Source organism: Paenibacillus sp. J31R120 (genome assembly GCF_056269225.1).
The window spans coordinates 147,976-167,002 of sequence record NZ_JBWDNN010000010.1 but is presented as its reverse complement, the minus strand read 5'-3'; the positions used below and the strand labels follow the sequence as shown (position 1 = coordinate 167,002).

The window sequence follows — 19,027 nt, the reverse complement described above, 5'->3', positions numbered from 1 at the left end:
GTCCCATCGGACATCCGAGAAAAAAGAAAACGGGTTCGAACCAGCCATTGTGGCCACCTTGCCTGTCATAGTCTGCTCACCCCTAGTCCCTGCTGGCCCAACTCTTCAATAATGCGATCGACCTCGGCATCGCTGCCCCTTAGCTCTACAATCAACTGCCCATACGGAACATCCTTCATCTTGGATACGGTGCCTTGCAGGATGGCGAATGTCGCTTCCGTACGCCGTACGGTCTCATACAGGACAGGCTCATAGGTCTGATCTCCCCGGAAGTGAATACGCACCATTCTCCCTTGCGCGCGATAAGCGTCAATCGCTTCGCTCCCGAATGTATCGGACACTTCACTGACGAACTCTCTCGTGATTTTGTCCTGCGGATTAAGAAAAACGTCCAGTACCGTGCCGCTCTCCACAATTCGGCCATGCTCCATTACGGCGACGCGATCGCATACGGAGCGAATGACCCCCATTTCATGCGTAATGAGCAGAATGGTGATGCCCATCTTGCGATTGATCTCTTTCAACAGCGTCAATATGCTGTCCGTCGTCTGCGGATCAAGCGCCGAGGTCGCCTCATCGCAGAGCAGCACCTCAGGATCGTTGGCCAGCGCTCTGGCTATGCCGACGCGCTGCTTCTGTCCGCCGGACAGCTGCCTCGGATAATGATGCTGATAGGCAGTCAGACCGACCAGCTCCAGCAGTTCATCGACACGCGTCTTGATCCGGTTCGCGCTGAGCCTGGCGATCCGCAGCGGGAACGCGATGTTATCCCGCACGGTCGCGGTCGTAAGCAGATTAAAGTGCTGAAAGATCATCCCGATCCGCTTCCTTTTCTCCTGCAGCTCCCTTTCTCCTAACGCCGTTAACTTGTCCCCGCCTACAATAACCGTGCCCCCGGTTGGCCGCTCCAGCAGGTTCACGCTGCGAAGGAGTGTGCTTTTCCCCGCTCCAGACCGGCCGATTACACCGAATATTTCTCCCTTTTCCACCTTCAAGTTAATGCCGCGCAGGGCGATAAAGGATGATTTCTTGCCGGTCCGGTATACCTTCTCGATGTCGATGAGATCAATCAGCGGGAACACTCCTTTCTGGATGTGAATCATACTCGACGATAAGGATGGAATATCTGCTTTCCGTTACACATTCAGGATTGACCCTATTTTTCATATTAAGCACCCATAATATTCATAGGACCCCTGCCCTTCATGAAGCAAATTAAGCCAGTCAGGAATGAATGGAGGGGGAATCCGCAGTATCCGACAACACAGCTAAAGGCTAACCCGTGAGACACGGATTAACCTTTAGCTGTCACGTAACTAATAATGGTACTCTCTCTATTGCTTCCTTAAAGAGTCACATTGCATTCGGCATGGGATCGGCGAATGTCCGCCAATCCATCTCCAACTCCTGATCGGTCAGCAGACAATCATCAAGTCCTGCCGTAATACCTTCCCTGTCCATACTGATGCCGATAAAAACAAGCTTGTTGATTCGGTCCCCATAATCCGGATGCCATTGTCTCGCCAGATCAGGCTCCTCCAGCAGGATGGCTTTCTGTTCCGCTGCCGGAAGCGCGGCTACCCAGTAACCGGACGGGCCGAATTGAACGGATGGCCCCGCTTGGCTGAGGCTTTGGGCCAGCTCGCTGCGTGTAGCCAGCCACACGATTCCTTTTGCCCGGACCACTTCAGGCGACCAGTCCTCCATCCAGCTCATAAGCCGAACGGGATGGAACGGTCTTGCGCGCTCATAGACAAAGGATGAGATACCGTATTCCTCCGTCTCCGGGGTATGGACGGGCTTCGACAGCTCCTTCATCCAGCCCGCTGAGACGCTGGCCTCTTCAAAGTTGAACAAGCCCGTATGCAAAATATCGGACGGCTTCACGCGTCCCTGCTCTGTACGGATGATACGCGCTCTAGGCTGCAGCTTGCGCAAGACTCCTTCCAGCTCGGCAAGCTCCTCTTCCTCCACCAGATCACATTTGTTAAGCAGCAGCACATCACAAAATTCGATCTGATCCATCAGCAGATCGACCACATCGCGCGTATCCCCTTCCCCTACCGCCTCATTGCGGTCCAGCAGTGATTGACCCGAGGAGAAATCATGCCAGAAGCGGTAGGCGTCCACGACTGTCACCATGCAATCGAGCTGGCAAAATTGCGAGAGATCGATGCCCAATTCTTCATCAACGTAAGTGAACGTTTGCGCGACGGGCACCGGTTCGCCTACCCCGGTAGATTCGATCAATATGTAATCGAACCGCCCCTCCTTCGCCAGCCGCTCAACCTCTTGCAGCAAATCATCGCGCAGCGTACAGCAGATGCAGCCGTTGGACATCTCCACCAGCTTCTCTTCCGTCCGGCTGAGCCCGCTCCCGCCCCGCACCAAATCGGCGTCTATGTTCACCTCGCTCAAATCATTGACGATCACGGCTACGCGCAAGCCCTCCCTGTTGTTCAGCACATGGTTAAGCACCGTCGTTTTGCCAGAACCGAGATAACCGCTTAATACCGTTACCGGGAGCTTATTGGGATTGCCAAGGGTGGTTTGTTCATACTTCATGTCATTGCACTCTCCTTAATCGTAATTATTACGATTATAAGACACGAAATGAGGAATAGCAAGTTTGAAATAGGATTGGCTCCCATGCAGCGTATGTAGATGAGTTACCTCATATTGGTTCATACTCCCGACAAGTTGGGCTAAGATTGCCTGCTGATTGCATCACCTGTAGGCGGGCATCGGCATAGAATACAAAAAAAATCAGCACCACAAGTGCTGACTTCTCAAGCTTTCCTCGTACGTTCATTTTGATGAAAATGGAGTGATTTCATGTCATATTTTCCGTTCGGCCCACCCTTTGGGCCACCCGGGGGACCTCCAGGACCGCCGCCAGGCACTGGACCAACTCCCGGTCCTCCAGGCGGTCAGCAAATGGCGCCAACCTCGCCGCCGCCTTCATTTGTTCCACAGCAGCAATCCGCATCCTTGCTAGCTGTCGATCCGGGCGGAATTCGCCGCTGCATGTTCCGATTTACGTATATCTGGATGCATCACGGCCAGCAATTCTGGTTTTTCCCCGTGTTCGTAGGGCCAAACTCAGTAGCAGGATTTCGATGGACCGGCTTCTCCTGGATGTACGCCGGCTTTGATCTGAGATCGATTCAATCTTTTACCTGTGTTTAAGGACGATCATCTTATCTTTGCAGATATAATTAAACTTCGTATTCAGTTTATCCGGGCCAGCCTTCTTCAGCAGCTTGAACACATGTTCATTCAATTTTCTCACACGCTTCGGAATAGGCACACAGATATAGCCGGGGTGATGTTCTTGATCACAGCACGAACAGCATCCGCCTTTTTTCGATGAAGAACCCGCAGCTGCAGCATTGTTCGCGATGGGAGAGAAGGCATTGGCCTCAGCCATAGCTGCCACCGGGGTTGCGCCGGCATTCTCGCGGATGACTCGGCTTTGGCTCGCCACGTTGCATTGCGCAGCATTGATGAACGGGTTGCTTGCAGGGATAAATGGGAACATGACATTATTCGGGACGTTGTTATGCGCTTCTCCAGGGTTGGAAGGATCGTTAATCGTAAAGCTGTCCGAGTTATTATTCAGGAATCGGCCAAACAGAACATGTCCCGCTTCATGCGCCAAAGCGTAGGTATCAATTGCATCGTCACTCATGACACAATTACCTACAATACGGAAATTTGTTGTGCTGACAAAATTGTCAAACTGCGGACCAGCATTGCCGATCGCTCCTGAGCTTAAGGTTGGCCCGCTCACATAGACGACGTAAATTGCTACCGCATTATTCGTCGCCGCTTTCGTCTGCGAGATCAGATTGACGATTCTGGGATCGCTAATCCCCGGTACAGTGTTCGCAACCAGCGTCACGTCATCTCGGAAAATAATCTGCAAGTTGTTGAAATTGATATTGCAGCTTACGCCAGGGAAAAAACCTGTGCTCCATACCGCTGTCGCTCTTGCAATATCATTCGCCACCCTTGCCAGACGCAGCTCAGCCGTATCACTTGACCTAGCGCCTCTTGTGAATATACTAACTACGTCAACTGTCGCCATTCATAAACCGCCTCCTTCAAAAATCTAAATTAAGGGTTGTACAATAATAGAAGATGCAGCAAGTTCAAGAATGGCTTGGACAAACAGACACGACAACCATCTGTTTTTTCTACAAATAAAAAAAGCTTAACCAGGCACACAATGTCCGGTTAAGCTTTTTATGATGGTTCGCTGGCCAAAAACGGCATATCACCGTTTTCATTTCTTCGTTATTTCTGGATTCCCCTTGTAAAAATGCGAAACGCCACCATCAATTGATCTCCGAGTTTCCCTTCAACTCCGCTAGTACACCAATCCATTAAGGTGCCTTTATATAATTTCAGCGCCGTCTGCGCCATCTCTTCAGCTGGAATGTCACCGGTCAGCTCCCCTGCTTGCTGGGCTTTTTGGAAAATAACCGTCAGAGCATCTATCTTTGTCTTCATGCTGCCTTGAATCGTTCCGGCCGAGCCGGCGGACAGGAGCTGCTGAAGGGATACCCTCACCAGAGTCCGGTTGCCATTAAACGAGTCTCCTAATTCTTTTACCAGAGACAAAATCTTTGGCGTAAAGGGAGCTTCTGCCCGCTCGCTGATTTGGGTAATTTCGCTAAAAAACAACGCTTTTTGAATGCGGACTAATACTTCGTCTTTCGTACGAAAGTAATTAAAAAAGGTGCCCTTTGCTACACCAGCTAATTCGGTAATATCAGCTACGGTTGTTAGGTCATATCCTTTGCTGGAAAACAATTGATAAGCCGCATCAATAATGTTTTCTTCTGTTATGCGCTTCTTCTCTTCCCGATTCACACATACAGCCTCCCTTGCCACTCATTGTATCACGACATCGGCTTTTCTTTAAGACGAACCGCCGAGCTGAAAGTTGACTGACAGTCATAATTTTGTGTATAATTCAAATTGCATGCCAAGTCATGCTTGGGAAGCATTAAATCAATACCATGATGAATGGTTCCGATCGAAATTAAAAAGCAAAGCGGCCATAGATACTTGATCTCTGCTTATACGAGGTGATGCATTTGTACAGTCGATTTTATAAAAATATGAGGCATAATAATCTCGTCAGAAAGAAACTGGGCATGCCGCCGTTTCGAAAACCCTGTTTTTTTTATTTCAGAAAGTTGTGTTTCTTTAAGTGAAACCACTATAACCATGTGTACAGCAAAAAGCCCGGAAGAGATCGATCGCGAATCGATATCTTCCGGGCTTTCCTTTCGTGCAATCGCACCTCCATCAGCGCTTCGGATACAGCGGATAATCAACCGTCGGCGGCACATCAATCAGAATGAGCCGGAGCGGCATGTCTTCATCGGCTTCGATGATGACATCATGATCATTATCGGCACGCGCCACAATGAAGTCTCTTGGCTTGAAGGGAGTCGAGGCGCTGCCGTCGCCATCGGACCATGTGCCGCCTCCGCGAATGGCGAGCGCCGTCAGCGCCCGGCCGCTTGATACCGGATGCCTGTACGGCCTGCCGGCATCGATGACGACGTCCCACATTTGTGCGTCGACCGTAAGGGAGATGGGCGAGCCGTCGCCTATAATCGTTTTCTTCAAGTAGCCGTCTCCCGACTCCTCGGGAAACTGATCGTGCTCGTATTGGTTGTACGTCGGTTCCATCTGCAGCGCCTTCTCTATATGAGGCTCGAACCAGATTTGGAAGCCCTCCATGTTCGGACCGACGAACCGTTCCTCGTGGCTGACGCCCGACCCGGTCTGCATGAGCTGCACGCCGCCGGCGCCAATGGAACTGCGTGTTCCCAGCGTATCGCCATGCTGGGCTTGGCCGGAGATGACGTAGGTCATGATTTCGAATGCCTGATGGGGATGAAGCGGAATGCGGCCTTCTATTGCCGTCTTTGCCCAAGCCCAGTAGAATAGCGGTCCAACCCGTTTGATTACCGAGCCTTCTCCGGAGAAGCCGATTGGCTTCTGCTCCGTAATATTGCCCCCGTCGAAGGCGCCGATCGCTTGAAGTGCAGGTCCATATACCATCGTTTGCATGATGTTTCCCTCCTGGAAATGTTAGTTTGTATTCTTTTGCCCTTATGTTGCGAGAGCAAGATGTGCTTAGCGGATTACCAGCTGCCGATAGCATACGCTCCCGGTCCAATCAAGGCGAGTCCGACAGCGACGACGATGAGGATCAGATTGTATTCCATGCCGTTCTGCGTAATCCACAAGCCGTTCTTGCCGTGAACCTTGACGATTGCTCCAATCATCGGAATAACGATCAGTGCGGCAGCGATCGGCATCCAAAGGCCGAGCGCCAGCAGCAATCCGCCGATTACTTCGAACAGCCCGATCACGATTGCTGCTCCGACACCAGGCTTGATGCCGATGGAATCGAACCACCCTCCGGTTCCTTTAAGCCCCGGGCCGCCGAACCAGCCGAGAAGCTTCTGGGCGCCATGCCCGGCAAAAATCAAACCAATAACCACTCTCATAATAAGCAACCCTGTATCCATATTCATGTCTCATTCTCCTTTAATTTAAAGTTGTAATTCTTTAATTTAAGATATAAGTTATATTTTCATGCCCTCTATGAGCGAGTCTTCCTCCGTGCAAAATGAGAAGTACGTGATGCTAACGCTCATCATCCGAATTTTCATGCTTATCTGTTGTATGAACTATTCCCCTAGTGGGCCCCCGACAATACGATAAACAGCTGCAGCAGATTGCCCTGCTGTCCTTCATATGGTTTCCCTCCGCCTCTTCATTTATCTTAAATTTAAGATATATGAAATTAAGTTAATTGTCAAGGGCCTTTTCAAAAATAAAAATGGGCTCCGGAAAGACGAACGACCGCTTCCCGGCGGAATACCGAGTAGCGGTCGCATTCATCTAGGACAACCGTACAACAACTAAATAGATGCCTCTACTTCGTAAATCTGACGGTAAACGTCCGGCCTTTCGCTCCCGCCACATTGACAGTCAATTTGATAGATGGCGATACTTGCTGCACCGTTATGGCCGGATCGCTCGAATCAAGCGTCCATCCCGCACGGCTGAGCTCCATCGAGATTGTAGATTGGCGCTGGGTCGGATCGGACACCGCAATGACAAGCTCGTTGCCCGTCTCCTTCACAACGGCCGAAGCCGGTCCTCTCGCGGCAATTCCATCCACTACGGCAGAGGTCCAGTAGTTGATCGCCGTCAAGCCAAGCGTATGCTCCCTAACCGATTGGACGCTTGTGCCGTTGCTCAAAACCGTAATGTCGGGTGATTCGCTGTAGCTTTGCGTGGTGGCGGCGTCGGCATTAGGAAGCAACACATAGGAATAGTGACCCATGTTCGGATTTGTTCCGTGCGGGAAAGCTACGCTCGTATATTCCCTTGTGACCGGAGCTGTGGAACCCCCGCTGTTCACCTCGCTCCAGGAGCCCGTGCGCAATTCCCGCTTTCCTTGCAGCGTAGCCGCTCTCGGGAAGTAGTAGCCGATATCCCCTTTGCCATCGCCGCTCAGATGTGCCCAGGTCACATCTGACCATACCGTATTCCAGCCCGGCTGCACAGGTTGAACCGTTCCGTTGACCGTCAGCGCCTGGCCGCCGCTCTGCACCTTGCGGTTGTCCACGATCGTCTCCACCGGACGCCCGTCTCCGCCTGTAATACCTGTTCCTATCGCAACAATTTCATTATCGAAGAAGAACCATGACTTCTTGCCGGTCAACGAGCTGTTCTCCATATCGAGTTCCATGCCTGCTGCCCCGTAAAGCCCATCCAGAGTAGCTCCGCCCGCCCATGGCTTGGAGCTGAAATAATATTTCCAGTCTGTTAGCGGAGCTGTCGCATGATCCGATGTAATGCCGGGCAGCCGAAGCATATCCGCCGTTGCCCAGTACCCGTCGCTGAATTGAGTCAAATCATTATTGTACAGATAAGTCACGCCATTGCCGGTATGCCAAGGCTTCTTATTCTCGCCGTTGCCGTATTCATAGCTGGCAATACGGCTTGAAGACATGCTGATGCCAACGGCGAAGCCTGGCCGCGCATGAACGACGCGATCCATGGAGGCGAACACCTTGTTCCGGCTTCCCTCCTGCTCCGGCAGAACAGCGGAATCATTGAGCAGGCGCTTGAGTTTGTCAATATCGTATACGCTTAAGCCGACATAGTAATTATCGAAGGAGGTATCCTGCTGAAGCCAGCTCTTCAGAACGGACTTTATACGGTCACCTTCGGCTGCCGGCGCCGAATGGGCCAGCCGAAGCATGCTGCGGATGGCGCCCCGGGCCGTCGTATGATCCGTGGACTGTTCCCGGGATATAGCACGCCCTCGCACCATATCCATCATGGCCCCTTTATAGATAAGAGGCTCGAAGGAATCTTCGATCCAGCGATACACATTGCCGGCTTCCGGGTCGTCCGGCATCCATGGAGATTGATGCAGCAGGTCGAACAGGTCGCCCAGCCGGTCCAGCAGCACTGTGCCATAGCTTCCCGTATAAGCAATATATCCATGTTGGACGAATGAACCGTCCCTGTAGAAGCCGTCCCCTTGCGTCACAAAACGAAACACGGGACTAAGCGCGTTCTTCGCTTGAGAAAGCTTGGAAGCAGATTGCCCCGTAGCTCCGCGCAGCGCAACGACAAACACTTTGTCCGCGAGATTGGCTCCCGTCTCCACCAGGCTCGGCTGAACCGTCCTCCGCGCCGGGTCGGGAACAAAACGATCAATCGCCCGATTAAAATTGCCTAATTGAACGGATGACAGGTTGTCATACAGCAAAATCACAATATCGTTCAAATGCTGCGGCGAGCCAATCTCCCAATCCCACCAATTCTTATAAGGAGAGACGGTCTCCTTGTACCGATTCGCATACATCCAATCCAGCGCAGCCAGCAGATCCTGCAGCAGCGCTTGATTGCCATATAGCGGCGAACCTGCTGTCGCATAGGCAAGCGCCATGTCCTTCAATCGGCCATAAGCCCCCGTAACATGGGAGGATTCCGTCTTACTGGACAGATCGCTCCATAGATAGCTGCGGACGCTTTGCTTGTTCATCCGATCCCAATGTCCGCTGCCGCCGCTATTGCTTACTCGGCTTGCCATTGCGGCAACAGCAGCGTTCATATCCGCATCCGCAGGATTGTAATACGCGTTGCCGGTCAATTGCAGCAGCCGCTTCTCCCGCACTGCGCTGAACAAGGACGAATCGACTGGCGGCTGTGAACCTCCGCCGCTGATGGATACCGCGTCGAACCAAGCCGTTCCAGTAGCGCTTTCATAAAACAATTCGATTTTGACTCGCGTCACATTGGCCGGAATAACGAGCTGCAGCGTTTGCTCCGTCCATCCCGTCGTTCCCTTGATCGGTGCCGATGCCGGACCGTCGCTCATTTTCACATTGGCGCTGTTTAAGTATTGCGTCCTTATGAATGCACCGCCATTCGATAAGCCGGATTGCAGCGCTTCCGTCTTGATCCACCCGCTTAGCAGATACGTCTCTCCCGGCGCAACCTCGACCGTTTGCAGCACATCAGCCCGTGCCGAAGCCGCTGCGCTGATCCGAAGCGAACGGGAACCTTCATAATAGACGGCGGAATCGACGGCTAGCACCGGCGATCCCACAGGAACCCAGTGGGTCCAAAAAGCTGGCTGGGACCCTTGCCAATAGCCTCCGGCGGACTGGACCGTCTCGAAGCCGCCATTCAGCACATCTGCCGCCGCCGCTTCCGCAACGGATCGACCCGCTTGCGGAAGCACGCCCGCAATCAAAACAACCGATAGTAGAATACTTGTCGCATAACGCAGCCATACGCTCATATTACATTCCTCCTGATCATTTAATGTAAGCGCTATCATTTATAAGAATGTGATCACTATAACTTGTTTCTTTTTGTAATGGAGGGTCTATTTTTGACTTTGTTGTGCGTTTTTTTGTCCAAGCACAATAGGCGCTCGCCGGATAGAAGCTATGCTTCCTCCAACGAGCGCCGATGCTTGGTGATCGCTTGACTGCTATATCACGATTAGACGAACCTCACGGGGAGCTGCGCCCAGCTCATCGAAGATGAGCAGTTCATTATGCTCCCGCAGCTTGTCAGCCGGGATTTTATAATACTCCTGAGGCCCGATCCCCCAATATCGTCCGATGCAGAAGCCGTTCACCCAGACCGTTCCTTTGGTCATGCCGCCAAGGAACAGCTTGAGCTTGAAGCCCGCTTCCCCTGCTGTTGCCATATCGCTGCCGCTCCAGTGGAAGCTCGCCCTCCACCAGCGCGGGTTAGGTTCTAGTGAGGCGATGGCCGCTTCCATATCGCCGACAGCGCTCCATTCGCGCCTCCGCTCCGGCAGAGCGGCGGGCATCGTCATCCACGAATCCAGCATGTTCGAGCTGTGATACAGATACAGGCTCAGCTTCGGAATGGAGGTTAGGCCCGCAGCCTCCAGCTCCAGCAGATTGTCCCCTGCCAGCAGCAGACTGCTGGCATCAGCAACGCCATAGGGAGCGTCATCCCGGTTCCATGCCGAATCATTCTGCAAGCAAAGCGGAACCTGATGTCCATTCAGGCGCAATCTGGATAATCCATAACCAACGATAATCGCCCGGTCATACCCTTGCTCGTTGCTCCATGTTTTGTATAAACCAATCCGTCCCTCTATCTCCGGCAGTTGCCGCAAGGAATGGGCGCACCCGGCTCCGTCTACCTGCCAGCCCTCCAGCAGAGAGATGCGGCGGCCATCCAGCGCAGGCGCTGCGCTAAGCCCTTTGGGCTCCCCCAGCGTCGCCGTAAAGTTGTAGCGCCCCATATTCTGGCACCAAATCTGCAGCAGGTTGCTGCCCTGCTGCACAGGCAGGGTTACCGCAGCCGCCCCGATCTCATCGCTTCCACCGGCATATGCGCCGTTGATGAACACCTGGACAGGATCTTCAATTCGCGGTAGAAGCAGCGTCCGCTGATCCGACCGTTCCGCTTCGAATCTCGTCTCATAGAGCAAATGCCCGCTGTGCTTGCCGAAGGTGCTGAAGTCCAGAGGAGCCTGCGCCACAATGCCGGCTTCCCTGTAATCGTCCGGATTCTCCGGCGCATAATGCCAGCCTTCCAATACCGGGTGGGCTGGGTGCTGCAACGCCGCTCCATTCGGCACGCCGGCTTCCTCTACCGCTGCACGATGCGTCACCTCTAGCTGCAAGAGCACAGCTTCCCCGCTCCGAATTGTAATCATTCGCGGTTCAGAACCGTGGAAGAGCTTGAAGTGAAGATGACCTCCCTCCAGCTTACTCACTTGAAGCGGAAGCGGACAGTCCACCTCGTAATTCACGATGCCGCCCATATTCAGAACGAGGGAGGATCGCTGGCCCGGCTCATGATAGAGAACGCCATGGCCACTACGGATACCGGTCGTAAAGCTTGTCAGTGTGTCGATGACGATTCTCTTCCCGTCTTGCGTCTCGCTTGCGGCCACGCCTGTAACAACCGGCAGCATTCCGTCTCCTTCCACCGTAAAGTCAGCCCATACCGGCAGCTCTCCGAATATCGCCTGCCCGCTGGCTCTCTCTTTATCCCTATTGGTCACGAAATGCAACATGCCATCGGCATGCCGCAGCGTTCTTCCCGTGAAAGTCTTGCCCAGCGGAACAGGACAATACACCTTCTCCGCTTCCGTCAGCACGTTCTCCATCCAGCTGACGAAGGCATGAAACCGCTGGAGCGCCTTATACTTGGGAGTAGGGACCAGATATTCATCGAGCGGCGCATCGTAATCGTACGAGGTAACCATGAACGTATCTTCGCCGATCGTGCGTCCTGCCCAATGATCGAAGTTCGTCCCGCCGAAAAACATATAATAGTTGATCGCCGTAAATCCTGCCTGCAACAGCTCGTAACATGCGCGCTCCAACTGCGGCGCGCTCTTCTGGCTGGCCTTGGCTCCGCCCCACTTCTCGAACCAGCCGATCCAGAATTCCATGACGCCTTTGGGCTGGTCCCTGTACCGCTCCTCCAATATGCGGGCATGCTCATCCGCGCCAGACCAGAAGTTGCGGAATTCCACTGCTCCCTCTACCCCGCCATAGCAAGTGACCAGCGGCACATCAATGCCTCTCGCAAGCAGTCCGTCCCGCAAATATTCCATGTAAGCCCGGTCCGGCTGCCCGTAGGCCTGGAATTCATTCTCCACCTGTACCATAATAACGGTTCCGCCCGTGGGCCATTGATGCCTCGCTATCCGGGGTACGATCTCATCCCAATAGCGATCGACATGGCTCAGAAACCGTTCATTCATCGTTCGGTACTGGATGCCTTCCTCCGCCGAGAGCCACCAAGGCAATCCGCCGAAATCCCATTCCGCGCATATATATGGACCGGGACGGACAATGACGTAGAGACTGCGCTCCGCGCATAAGGTGAGGAAATGCTCCAGGTCCTTGTCCCCGCTGAAATTCCAAAGCCCGAGAGCTTCCTCGTGCCAATTCCAGGGGATATACGTCTCCACAGTATTGCACCCTGCCAGCAGCACCTTGTCCAGCAGCTCGGCCCACTCGCCCCTTGTCAGCCTGTAATAGTGGACGGCTGCGGAGCGGATGAACAAGCGTTCCCCCCCGATTATCCAGCTATGCCGGTCGTAAGTGATACGCTTATCTCCATGTTCCTGAGCAGATGCCGCTCCGACTGTTTCGTGCGTCCTCCTATCATCCCGGTCGTTCATGATATTGTCCTCATGCCTCTCCTTCATCATTGCCCTCCCCGAGCCGCTTGCAACGGATACCAATATCCGCGAATGCCGCGCTCCAGCCTCATTAACGCTTCCAAGTAATAATAGTCGCCCCAGACCGTGAAATCATCCGGCGCAAGATTGCCCCTGACATAGTACGAGCCATGTCTTAGCAGCCCTTCCACCTCAGGGTCGTCCATCGTTGAATAACGCGCAATTAGCGAATCGACCGAATCCGTTAATCCCGCCTGAAGCTCGCCTTCATCGGGATCACCAGCTGGCAGATGCTCCAGCAGCTCCTGCAAGCCGGAGGCGACAATCGCGGATGCCGAGCTGTCCCGGTACGTATCAGGTCCCACCGGCGCATGAAAGTCCCAATAAGCGACATGATCCTCAGACAGGCGACGGAGAAAATATAACGCCATCCGCTTCGAGGTATCCAAATAAGCCTTGTCGCCCGTATATCGGTAAGCCAGCGCAAAACCGTACACGCCCCACGCCTGCCCCCGTGTCCAGGTGGAGCCATTGCTGTAACCCTGATGCGTCGTGCCGCCAATCGGCTCGCCACTCTCCTGATTGAATATAAAGGTATGATATGAGCTGTCGTCGCCGCGCACCAGGTATCGCCTCGTCAAATCCGCTTGCCTCACGGCAGCTTGCCGGAAGCGCTCCTCCCCCGTCTCATTGGCAGCCCAGAAGAGAAGCGGAAGATTAAGCAGGCAGTCGATTATAATGCGACCGCCTTGAGCTTCATCGCCAGCCGGTCCCCACGCTTGAATGTACCCGCCGGCATCCCGCCAACGCTCCATCAGCTTATCCGCTGCCCGCAGAGCAAGCTCTCTGGCATCAGAGTGGCCCAGCACCAACCATTCCGCTTTGGCCGACAGGGAATACAGGAAGCCGATATCGTGATGATCCAGCACCGTATTATGCTCAAGCCTCAGCCGGAAGCTGTCTGTCACCTTGCGGGCGGCATCGGCAAACGCCTGATCACCGCTATATTCATAACAAAGCCACAGCATACCCGGCCAAAAACCGTTCGTCCAATCATCGTTTTCGATACGTTCATATGCCCCGCCATTGCTTCCGATATGGGGAAACTTCCCGCCAAAGGCGTCGATATTCCGCCTGATTCGTGCCACGGCATCCTCAATAGCCTGCTTGCGCATTCTCATCACTCTCCCAAGCTTTGCATTTGCTCAGCATTGTACCGCTTCCGGGGCACGCGACCTAGGGCGTATTTTTGCTCCAATGTGCACTATTTTGATCCTGCACGATTCATATGCCGTTTCCAGCACCTCTACTGCATTCTATGCTTGCCAAAGGACAAAAAAAATCCCGGAAGTCCGGAACTTTACTTGTCCCGATACTCCCGGGGCGTTGTGCCCATATATTTTTTGAAAACCTTGGAGAAATAGGTGCGGTCCGAATAGCCCAGCTTCAGCGCCACCATCTCTACCGATTCCTCGCGCTGCTCCAGCATGCGGGCGGCTACCCCCATCTTATGGCGATGCAAATAGTCGGTAAAGTTTTCTCCCGTCAGCCGCTTGAAATAGCGGGAGAAGTAACTGGAATTCAGGCACAGATGATTGGCTGCATCGATAGACGTAATATTGTCGAACAAGTGGTCCGCAATGTAATGATCGATTTCTTGCAGCTTCGGCTCCTTGTTCACGCCTTCATCCTCTGCCGCGCGCATGTCAAGCAGCCGCTCCAGCCTCCAGCGGAGCATGCCAAGCGTATCCTCCAGCGTCCCTGTTCCTTGCAGACAGGCGTAATATTGCTCGCTGACCGTATGCGGCGCGTATTGCAGCTCCAGGAGCCGCAGCAGCTGCACGGCGAATTGAATCAGCTCTGCGGAATCGATCCCGCGGCTGCGCGCCGTCCCGGCTACGCTCTCCAGGCTTTGCAGAAGCTTGTCCCGATTCTTCTCCCGAACGGCATCGGCGATCTCCCGCTTCTGCTGCTCCAGGAAATGGCCGAGCGGATAAAAGAAAGGCTCCTCTTTATTCCCCGTCCAAGCCAGCAGCGCGCCCGGCGCATAATAGCTTCTCTCCTTCAGACGCAGCAGCCGCTTGTAGGCAGCGCCTATGGCGGACGCTTCCAGCTTGCCCGGGCCGCACAGCATCCGTACTTGCACCTTGAGATATTGGCTGCACCGCTCTTGCACTTCTCTCAGGTATGCCTGCATCCGCTGCTCATAATTGACGGTGAGGGACGGCTTATAATTTTGCAGCGCGATCAGTCCGCGTTCCTCGTCGAATACCGTAATACCCTCGTAGCCCTTGGCTACTTCGCTTGCTATGTTATAGACCGAATATCGAATGAGATGGATATCCTTCGCTTCATAACGCGGAAGCAGCGAGGCGTACTCCAGCATGCCGAGGGCCAGCATGTAGGACGGGTAATGCCATGCAATGCCAAGCCGCTTCGCCGCTGCAATATGCGCTCCCGTGTCTCCGCCCTTCACCAGCTGCCGGAACAGGGACAGCTTCAGCACATCCGCATTGCGAAGCAGATCATCGCGATAGGAGATTTCATCTGGCAGATGGGCGGCGGAGCGGAGGCTCTGCACACAGCCCAGCAGACTCGCCTCCAACTGCTCCGACGTCAATTCATCCTTGATGAGATAATCATTAGCGTTCAGCGTCAGCGCCTTCTTCGCGTAATAGAAATCCTCGTGGCAGGTCAGAAAGATTATGCGCGTCTCGGGACTTTGCCGCTTGAATTCCGCCGCCAGCTCCAGCCCGTTCATCTTGGGCAGGCCGATATCGGTGATGACGATATCCGGCTGCAGCTCCTGGAAGAGCTGAAGCGCCTTGACGCTGGAGTACGTATCACCGCAGACCTGCAACCCAAGCCCCTTCCAATCAATCAGCTGGCGCAAATATTTGAGCATCGGCACATCATCGTCTATGAGCATCACTTTGTACATCTTAAGTCACACCCCCCTTTCCATCGCTGAACCGTCCGCCGGTATTCGAATTTCGGCCATCATGCCTCTCTCCTGCTTTCGGGCAAGCCTAAGCTCCGCGCGGGAGCCGTAAGCGAGCTGCAAGCCCTGATAGACGCTAATAAGGCCAACACGCTCATAGGATGCATGCTCGGACGCTTCCCTCGGGTCGAACAGCCTGTTCAGCATCTCAAGCTTATCGTCCGGCATGCCCCCGCCGTTATCGGTCAACGTAATGATAACCAAATCTGACGCCTCATCACGGCGAACCTTGACCCCGATACAGGCTTCCTCCTCCAGCTCCGCAAAACCGTGAACAATCGCATTTTCCGCCAAAGGCTGGAGCAGCAGCTTCGGAAGCATCACATCCTCCAGCTCCGCAGGAATATCGGTCACGAATGCGATATGCCTGTCGTTGCGCATCTCCATAATCTCGATATAATGCTGCAGCAATTGGCATTCTTTCTTCACCGACGAAGGTTCGTTCACCTTCATATAGGCACGCAGCAGACTCATCAGAGCATCGATCTTCATGCTGTGCTCGCGGTCGTTGTGAACGGCTAGGCTGCATTTGATCGAATTAAGCGTGTTCAGCAAAAAATGCGGACGGATCTTGGAGAAAATCGCCTGCATCTCCATCACCCGCTTCTGCTCCTGCTCCTGCTCAATATCGGCAATTAACTGATTGATGCGATCCAGCATATCGTTCAGCGTACCGCCAAGGGCATTGATTTCGTCCTTGCCCCTGACTGGAAAGCGCACCGTATAGTTGCCTTCGCCGAATTGACGTGCAACCGCTTCCAACTTGCGAATTGGACGGTGCAAACCTCTGGCCATCAGCAGCGACAGCAGATAGAAACAAGCGACGAACGCCACGATCAGCATCGCGCTGGCAAAATAGGTTTTGGAAATTTGGCCGAGCACATTTTCTTCCGGCAGATCATAAATGAGCCGCCAATTCGTTCTTGATATCGCAACCTCGCTGCGGACGGAGCTGATTTGATCTTCTTCCAGCAGGGAAGCATCTCCTGCGATCAACGAGCCTTCGCTGTCCAGCAGGGCGTAGGAGCCCGAGCTGGTCTGACTGAACAGCTTCTCAAAGTAGCCTTTGGAGATGCCGATCACGATCGAGGCCATATATTCATCGGCGCGATAGTCGCGCATCGCTCTTGCCGCATAATAATATTCATTTTCGCCTTGCCGCTCGCCATGCGCCATGCCGAGCCACTGGACCCGTCCCGACAACGTCATATCAAGACTGCCTTTCACCTGATTCCAGTGTCTCTCCAGATAGTCCATGCCACCGGGACTCTCCGCAGACGGAATGATAAACCCTTCCGGATTGACAAGGAACATATGCAGCTCCGAGTTCAGCGCCTTCATCGAAATGGGGCCGAAGCTGTCCTTAAGCGCAATATATTGCTCATAGTCCGTAAACTGCTCAATTCCCTTCATCGTCATAAAATGCTTCAGCCGGGGACGCAGATTCGCATCCTGAATCATAAAATCGGACGCAAATACGAGATCATCCACCGTCTTGGCAATATCGCGCGCCATAACGTTCAGCGTCCCCTGATTAGAGGCGTGAATCTTATCGACAATATTGGCCTTCGTCGTATGATAGGACAACAGCGATACCGCAATGAGCGGCAGCAGCACCAGGATCAGGAACGAAAGCTGGATACGTCTATAGTATGAAAATTGGAACATGTCCATCCTCCTTCCGCCTATCCATTATACTGGCCGCCCTCTGACATGAACAGAGAGAGGAAAGGGAAAAGGGAACATCCGATAGGGATGTTCCCGGGCGCTAGCGTAGCCGCCTTGTTATTTGCTGTTCTTCTGAATGACTTTATTGGCTTCGTCAACCATCCACTGCTGCGCTTCATCTGCTGACTGCTTGCTAAGAATGAATTTGCTGAAGCCGTCGGTCAAAATTTGATCCAGCTCCTTGTCGTATGAGACAACCACATTAGAGGCAGGAAGCGGCTTGATCTCATCTGTGAACAGCGTGTACATCAGCGAATCCAGATCGTACAGCTCCTTGTTCTCTCCGATCAGGCGCTCCACGATTGGCTTCGCGTCTCCCTTGATCCAGCCCGGCAGCTCGATACGCGCTTCGCCCAAATTGGTAGAGATGAAACGAGCGAACTTGTAGGACTCTTCTTTATGCTTCGAGCTTGCGCCTACCGATACAAAGTTGCCGCCGATAAAGACGGATGGATCTGCTCCTTTGGAAGGCAGCGGCACAGGCGCAATAGCCGTCTTGAACGTATGCGGATATTTCTCCGTATCGCCGATCTCCGAGATCATCCAGCTGCCTGTCAGCATCATCGCTGCTTTGCCGTCGAAGAACTCTGTGCGGTAAGCCAGCTTCGCACCAATAACATCGGAATACGGCTTGGCCGACTTATCTTCCGCTTCCATCGCGCGGCGAAGCTCGAAGAAGTACTTGAAGGTAGGATCGCTGAAGTTTGTCTCGCCTTCCTCCGTCAGGAACGGATGGCGCATATTCACTTGCGCTGCCGGATTCATATACAGCGGCCAGCTATGGAAGTAAGCTCCGAACTGCTTCGTGCCGTTGTTGTCCTTTGTCAGCTTTTTGGCATAGTCACGGAAGTCGTCCCATGTCCAGCCTGCCTTCGGCACCTCAAGCCCCGCTTCATCCAGCGCATCTTTGTTCAGCACAATGAAGTTTGTTGTTGCATTGGTCTGAATACCATAGTAATTGTCGTTCATCTTGGGATTAACCATATATTCTTCTTCCGGCTTCATGCCTTCTGCCGCATAAAATTCATTAAGCGGAGCGAGTACGCCGTTCTGCGCACGTGCGAACAATTCGGATGAATTCGGGAATGCGATCAGATCCACTTGCTCCTCGGAAGCGACCAGGAAGTCGAGCTTCTTCATCGTCTCCAGCGAGTTCCCCGGCACCAGCGCTACCGACTCGACACGAATATTCGGATTTTCTGCTTCAAACTGCTTGATATACTCGGCTGTCGTCTGGGCTTGTACATCATTGTCCCAGTTGAAATACCGAATGGTTACCTTCTCTTGCGCCGCCGGCTCCGAGCTTGGCTTCGGAGTTGCACTGCCGGTATTCCCGCTATTCCCGCCATTCGAGGACGAGCAGCCTGCCAACACCGTTACGGCAAGCAGGATGATGCTTAAAAGCAAAGTCGCGTGCTTCTTCATGTTATTTCCCCCTGAACATAAATTTGTTAGCGCTACCGCGATTACATGACTGATTATATAGCCGCCGATCTTGCCGGGGTGTGTACAATTTGATTCTATTCGTGCAAAGATTTGACTTTATCACCCGG

General features: G+C 53.4%; 13 protein-coding genes. 1 reads left to right on the top strand and 12 read right to left on the bottom strand.

Features of this window, described 5'->3' with window-relative positions; all coding sequences use genetic code 11:
* Positions 1-65: 65 nt before the first annotated feature.
* Together AC0YNW_RS25975 and AC0YNW_RS25970 are read right to left on the bottom strand one after the other, a co-directional pair.
* Positions 66-1,073 carry a methionine ABC transporter ATP-binding protein gene (locus tag AC0YNW_RS25975; protein ID WP_475834405.1) on the bottom strand — a complete coding sequence of 336 codons (1,008 nt, stop codon included), beginning with the start codon at positions 1,071-1,073 and terminating at the stop codon, positions 66-68.
* Between the two features lie 280 nt (positions 1,074-1,353).
* A complete protein-coding gene (locus tag AC0YNW_RS25970) occupies positions 1,354-2,565 on the bottom strand; it encodes a GTP-binding protein (protein ID WP_475834381.1) in 1,212 nt (403 codons plus the stop codon).
* Positions 2,566-2,835: 270 nt separating this feature from the next.
* Between AC0YNW_RS25970 and AC0YNW_RS25965 the strand changes: the two genes are divergently transcribed.
* On the top strand, positions 2,836-3,189 hold the full coding sequence (locus AC0YNW_RS25965; RefSeq protein ID WP_475834380.1) for a collagen-like protein: 354 nt from the start codon (positions 2,836-2,838) through the stop codon (positions 3,187-3,189).
* Here the strand turns inward: AC0YNW_RS25965 and AC0YNW_RS25960 are convergent.
* From AC0YNW_RS25960 to AC0YNW_RS25915, 10 genes are all read right to left on the bottom strand, one after another.
* Positions 3,176-4,090, bottom strand: coding sequence for a hypothetical protein (locus AC0YNW_RS25960; protein WP_475834379.1), 915 nt, complete (start codon positions 4,088-4,090; stop codon positions 3,176-3,178). The two genes, AC0YNW_RS25965 and AC0YNW_RS25960, sit on opposite strands and share 14 nt — an antisense overlap.
* A gap of 209 nt (positions 4,091-4,299) precedes the next feature.
* Positions 4,300-4,878, bottom strand: a complete 579-nt coding sequence (locus AC0YNW_RS25955) for a TetR/AcrR family transcriptional regulator (RefSeq protein ID WP_475834378.1) — start codon at positions 4,876-4,878, stop codon at positions 4,300-4,302.
* 441 nt (positions 4,879-5,319) lie between these two features.
* Positions 5,320-6,093 (bottom strand): pirin family protein, encoded by a 774-nt coding sequence (locus AC0YNW_RS25950; protein WP_475834377.1) that lies wholly within the window; start codon positions 6,091-6,093, stop codon positions 5,320-5,322.
* A gap of 74 nt (positions 6,094-6,167) precedes the next feature.
* A complete protein-coding gene (locus AC0YNW_RS25945) occupies positions 6,168-6,563 on the bottom strand; it encodes a DoxX family protein (protein WP_475834376.1) in 396 nt (131 codons plus the stop codon).
* A 404-nt stretch (positions 6,564-6,967) separates the two neighbouring features.
* Entirely contained in the window at positions 6,968-9,859 is a 2,892-nt protein-coding gene (locus tag AC0YNW_RS25940; RefSeq protein WP_475834375.1) for a polysaccharide lyase family 8 super-sandwich domain-containing protein, read from the bottom strand.
* 195 nt (positions 9,860-10,054) lie between these two features.
* On the bottom strand, positions 10,055-12,775 hold the full coding sequence (locus tag AC0YNW_RS25935; protein WP_475834374.1) for a beta-galactosidase: 2,721 nt from the start codon (positions 12,773-12,775) through the stop codon (positions 10,055-10,057).
* The gene (locus tag AC0YNW_RS25930) at positions 12,772-13,920 is read right to left on the bottom strand and encodes a glycoside hydrolase family 88 protein (RefSeq protein WP_475834373.1); all 1,149 of its coding nucleotides are present in this window, start codon (positions 13,918-13,920) and stop codon (positions 12,772-12,774) included. The genes AC0YNW_RS25935 and AC0YNW_RS25930 overlap by 4 nt, the downstream gene beginning before the upstream one ends.
* A 185-nt stretch (positions 13,921-14,105) precedes the next feature.
* Positions 14,106-15,686, bottom strand: a complete 1,581-nt coding sequence (locus AC0YNW_RS25925) for a response regulator transcription factor (protein ID WP_475834372.1) — start codon at positions 15,684-15,686, stop codon at positions 14,106-14,108.
* A gap of 6 nt (positions 15,687-15,692) precedes the next feature.
* A complete protein-coding gene (locus tag AC0YNW_RS25920; RefSeq protein WP_475834371.1) occupies positions 15,693-17,414 on the bottom strand; it encodes a cache domain-containing sensor histidine kinase in 1,722 nt (573 codons plus the stop codon).
* Positions 17,415-17,531: 117 nt separating this feature from the next.
* Positions 17,532-18,899 (bottom strand): ABC transporter substrate-binding protein, encoded by a 1,368-nt coding sequence (locus AC0YNW_RS25915; RefSeq protein ID WP_387479761.1) that lies wholly within the window; start codon positions 18,897-18,899, stop codon positions 17,532-17,534.
* Between the last annotated feature and the right edge of the window lie 128 nt (positions 18,900-19,027).

Bases quoted from the DNA above. Each gene is read 5' to 3' on its own strand.
- AC0YNW_RS25950 (WP_475834377.1), bottom strand. From the start codon at position 6,093: ATGCAAACGATGGTATATGGACCTGCACTTCAAGCGATCGGCGCCTTC.
- AC0YNW_RS25960 (WP_475834379.1), bottom strand. From the start codon at position 4,090: ATGGCGACAGTTGACGTAGTTAGTATATTCACAAGAGGCGCTAGGTCA.
- AC0YNW_RS25940 (WP_475834375.1), bottom strand. From the start codon at position 9,859: ATGAGCGTATGGCTGCGTTATGCGACAAGTATTCTACTATCGGTTGTT.
- AC0YNW_RS25970 (WP_475834381.1), bottom strand. From the start codon at position 2,565: ATGAAGTATGAACAAACCACCCTTGGCAATCCCAATAAGCTCCCGGTA.
- AC0YNW_RS25925 (WP_475834372.1), bottom strand. From the start codon at position 15,686: ATGTACAAAGTGATGCTCATAGACGATGATGTGCCGATGCTCAAATAT.
- AC0YNW_RS25930 (WP_475834373.1), bottom strand. From the start codon at position 13,920: ATGCGCAAGCAGGCTATTGAGGATGCCGTGGCACGAATCAGGCGGAAT.
- AC0YNW_RS25920 (WP_475834371.1), bottom strand. From the start codon at position 17,414: ATGTTCCAATTTTCATACTATAGACGTATCCAGCTTTCGTTCCTGATC.
- AC0YNW_RS25915 (WP_387479761.1), bottom strand. From the start codon at position 18,899: ATGAAGAAGCACGCGACTTTGCTTTTAAGCATCATCCTGCTTGCCGTA.
- AC0YNW_RS25935 (WP_475834374.1), bottom strand. From the start codon at position 12,775: ATGATGAAGGAGAGGCATGAGGACAATATCATGAACGACCGGGATGAT.
- AC0YNW_RS25945 (WP_475834376.1), bottom strand. From the start codon at position 6,563: ATGAATATGGATACAGGGTTGCTTATTATGAGAGTGGTTATTGGTTTG.
- AC0YNW_RS25965 (WP_475834380.1), top strand. From the start codon at position 2,836: ATGTCATATTTTCCGTTCGGCCCACCCTTTGGGCCACCCGGGGGACCT.